This window comes from Pseudorhodoplanes sp., from assembly GCF_046289595.1.
Taxonomy (GTDB): Bacteria; Pseudomonadota; Alphaproteobacteria; order Rhizobiales; family Xanthobacteraceae; genus Pseudorhodoplanes.
Map to the genome: position 1 here is coordinate 1 of NZ_JBKBVB010000207.1, position 3,794 is coordinate 3,794.

Annotated in this window: 4 protein-coding genes; 3 read left to right on the plus strand and 1 reads right to left on the minus strand. The window is 62.7% G+C overall.

Annotated features, from left to right (window positions below; all coding sequences use genetic code 11):
- A partial coding sequence (locus ACK41X_RS22985; protein ID WP_409728509.1) for a hydantoinase/oxoprolinase family protein occupies positions 1-1,376 on the minus strand: 1,376 nt, incomplete at its 3' end.
- Between the two features lie 173 nt (positions 1,377-1,549).
- On the opposite strand from ACK41X_RS22985, the gene ACK41X_RS22990 reads away from it, so the two are divergent.
- The 3 genes from ACK41X_RS22990 to ACK41X_RS23000 form a co-directional block, all read left to right on the plus strand.
- Positions 1,550-2,254 (plus strand): TetR/AcrR family transcriptional regulator, encoded by a 705-nt coding sequence (locus ACK41X_RS22990; protein ID WP_409728511.1) that lies wholly within the window; start codon positions 1,550-1,552, stop codon positions 2,252-2,254.
- A gap of 69 nt (positions 2,255-2,323) precedes the next feature.
- Entirely contained in the window at positions 2,324-3,250 is a 927-nt protein-coding gene (locus ACK41X_RS22995) for an ABC transporter substrate-binding protein (RefSeq protein ID WP_409728515.1), read from the plus strand.
- Positions 3,251-3,319: 69 nt separating this feature from the next.
- The coding region (locus ACK41X_RS23000) for a hypothetical protein (RefSeq protein WP_409728518.1) at positions 3,320-3,794 on the plus strand (475 nt) is incomplete at its 3' end.

The window sequence follows — 3,794 nt, forward strand, 5'->3', positions numbered from 1 at the left end:
CCGCCATTGGCCAGCAGCGTGAAGTCGCGCGGATCGTAGCCGCGTTCGATGGTCATGCGGCGCAACAGATCGGCCATCTTGCTGTCGAGAATCTGGCGGATCGCCCAGGCCGCCTCGGTCAAGCCGATGTTCAGCGGCTTTGCGACATGCTCCTCGATGGCCCGCCTTGCGGCGTCGACATCGAGCTTCATGCGCCCGCCGATGAAATTGTCGGGATCGAGCACGCCAAGCACGAGGTCGGCATCGGTCGCGGTCGGCTTCGTGCCGCCGCGCCCGTAACAGGCCGGCCCCGGATTGGCGCCGGCGCTGCGCGGACCGACGCGCAATTCGCCAAATTCGACATAGGCGATGGAGCCGCCGCCCGCGCCGATCGATTCCACGTCGATCGAATGCACGCGGATATCGGCGCCTGCGACCGAGATTTCCGAGCGCATCACCGGCTTGCCCGACACGATCACGCCGACATCGAAACTGGTGCCGCCGATATCCATGGTGACGATATTGTCGAAGCCGGCCTGCGCGCCGGTGGCGCGCGAACCCATCACGCCGCCGGCCGGTCCCGAAAACAGCGCGAAGGCTGGGCGGTCGTTGAGCACCGCGGTCGGCAACACGCCGCCGGCGCAGGTCATCATCAGCACCGGCACTTTCATGCCGGCCTTCTGCAGCTTCTCTTCCAGAGACGACAGATAGCGGCCGGCGAGCGGGCCGAGCGCGGCATTCCCGGCGGTCGTGGACATGCGGGCATATTCGCCGACACCCGGCGAAATCTCGTGCGACAGGCTGACGAAGGCGTGAGGCAGTTCCTCCGTCACGATCTCGCGCAACCGCTTCTCGTGAACCGGATTGTGGGTGGCCCATAAGGTGCAGATCGCAACCGCCTCGACCCCAAGCGCCTTCAGCTTGCGAATTTCGCCGCGCGCCTGCGCCTCGTCGAGCGGTTTGACGATAGTGCCCTTGACGTCGATTCGCTCGTCAATCTCGAAGACAAGATCGCGCGGTACCAGAGGCGGAATCCGGTTGCGCAGATAGGCGTCGGTCCGTTCCAGTTCGTTCATGCCCGACGTCTGGCGCTTCAGACGACCGATCAGCAGCGTGTCGCCGAAACCCTTGGTGGTGAGGATGGCGGTTTTCGCCGCATTGCCGGTCAGCAGGGCATTAAGTCCGACGGTTGTGCCATGGCCGAAGCGCTCGATCCCCGCACAGAACTGCTCGAAGCTCAGCCCATAGGCTTGGGCCGCGAGCCCGATCGCATCGATCACGCCGCCGAGCACATCGGCGGTGGTCGGCGACTTGAAGACCCGGGTTTGGCCGTCATCCGCCGAGACCCAAACGTCGGTGAAGGTTCCGCCCACATCCGTTCCAATGAAGAAACCCAATGTTCGCTCCCTGGCTTATTCCCTGTCGCACCCGATGTTGCAGTGCCAAATCGTTGCGCGTCGGCCTCGTTTTCTGCTGCGGCAAACTTTGCACTCGCAACCGGACCGCTCTTGCGCTAGAGTTGAACAACTGTACAAGTCGGTTGTCAACGGCTTTCGGATCGGACCAAGATTTGCGAAACGGCGAGAACACCAGAACGGCCATTCTCGATGCGGCGGAAAACCTGTTCGCTGCAGCGAGTTTCGACATCGTTTCGATGCGCGACGTTGCGGCCAAAGCGCACGTGCCGCTCGGCCTGATCAATTACCATTTCCAGAGCAAGGAAAAGCTGTTCGAGGCGATCATCGCGCGGCGCTCGGACGAGCTGAATGCGCGCCGCCGCGCCGCCTTTGAACGATTGAAGGGAAAGCCCGATATCCGCCAGGTGGTCGACGTGTTTCTGCGCCCCTATCTCGAATTGATGCTGGAAGGCGGTGCAGGATGGCGCGCCTATGGCCGGTTGCTGGCGCAGACCGGCCAGCAGCAGCGCTGGACCCGGCTGATCACGCGTCACTTCAAGGAGACCCAGGACATAATCCTCGGTGCATTGGAGCAGGCCGAGCCGCGGCTTTCGAAAGAGGCCGCAGCGCGCGGCTACACGCATATGGTTTCGGTGATGTTCGGGATATTCGCGGCGAACGACTTGCTCAGCGTGATCTCGCGCCGCGCCTATTCCAGCCGCGACCTGGAGCGCGCCTATGACTTTGCCTTGCCGTTTCTCGCCGGCGCCTTTGAGGGCCTCGCCGCAGCAAGCGTCGGGGACGGCCTCAATCGAGAGGACATCGATCGAGGAGACGTTACAGAGGAGATGAAGCGCAAGGGCGCGCGGCGCGCATGATTTGACGTTGCGCCTATCGAAAAACCAACGCGGGACAAACCCGCGCGGCCAGATCAAAAGGAGGAAAGCATGAAAAGATTATACACATTCGTCTTTGCAGCCTTTCTTGCGCTCGCCGTCACGCCTGCGGTGGCGCAAAAGAAGATCACCTTCGGGCATCAGCAGGTATTCGATCTCGCACCGGTGTTGCTGGCGCAGGAAAAGGGCTTCTTCGCCAAGCATGGGATCGAGGTGGCGATGAAGCCGATCCCGCTCAATTCGCAAAATCCGGCGGCGCTCGAAGCCGGCGAGGTCGACATTGCGATGCCGACCGCGTCCGTGCTGCTACAGGCGGTCAATGGCGGGCTCGATCACGTCGCGGTGTCCGGCTACACGGAGACGGTCAAGACCGACAGCAATTTCGGCATCGTGGTGCGGCCCGATGCCAATATTAAAACCCCGGCCGATTTCGTCGGCAAGAAGGTCGGCGTTCCCGGACTCAATGCGTTCCTGCATGTGATGTTCCGGGAATGGCTCACGATGAAGGGCGTCGACTGGAAGAAGGTCGAGTTCATCGAGACGGTGTTCCCGCAAATGGACGGCATTCTGAAAGCGGGCTCGGTTGACGCCGTTGTCGTCATTCAACCGTTCATGGCGCGCATTACCGGGGCCAAGAACGGTGAACTGATGGCGCATTTCATCCGCGACATGCCGGCGGGCATGAGCATCACGGTCTTCTCAAGCAAACGGGACTGGGCTGCCAAGAACCAGGACGCGATCAAGGCGTTCCGCGCAGGCTTCGATGAGGGCGCAGCTTATGCTCACGCCCATCCGGACGAGGCGCGCGCGATTGTCGCGAAGGCGCTGAAAGTGCCGCCGCCGGCGGTCGCCTCCGTCAGCATCCCCAAATTCGATTCCAAGCTGAACGAGAGCCATCTCGCGCCGTGGGTCTCGATCATGAAGTCGCAAGGCATGATCCGCGGCGATGTGAACGTCAAGAATCTCATCGCTCCGTGACAGCGACGGGTGGGCCGGCACGTCCGGTCCGCATTCGCATCCCAACGTCTTCATGCGATGAGGAAAATGATGGCATCGGCCAGGAGACTTCCCGACAGCGTCTATCTTGTCGGCAGCATCGGCCTCGACTCGGTGGACGAGATTTTCCGCACCGTCGGCCGCACGATCGGCCGGCGCTTGAAGCGCGTGCCCGATGGCGAGATCGGGCCGCGGCGGCTCTGGGCGAGCTTTCAATACCCGCTGCTGCGTTCGAGTCCGTTTCTGCGCCCCGACCCGTCGGGCGCGGTGCGCGCGACGTCGAAATTTCCCCTGCTGGCCCTCGCCGAGGGCGTCGACCCCGGCGAGATTGCATTTGGCGAGCTCGGCTATGCGCGCGAGGCCCGCGCGTCCTATCTCGATCTGCAGGCGGCCAAGAAACGCGGCGAATTTCCGGACCATGTGCGGCTGCAGGTCTGCATGCCGACCCCGTTTGGCGTCGTCTATGCATTTGCCTCGCCCAAGGACGTGCTCGCGATCGAGCCCGCCTACGAGAAGGCCATGCTTG

Excerpts from the sequence above, each read along its gene's own strand:
- ACK41X_RS22995 (WP_409728515.1), top strand. The coding sequence starts at position 2,324 with ATGAAAAGATTATACACATTCGTCTTTGCAGCCTTTCTTGCGCTCGCC.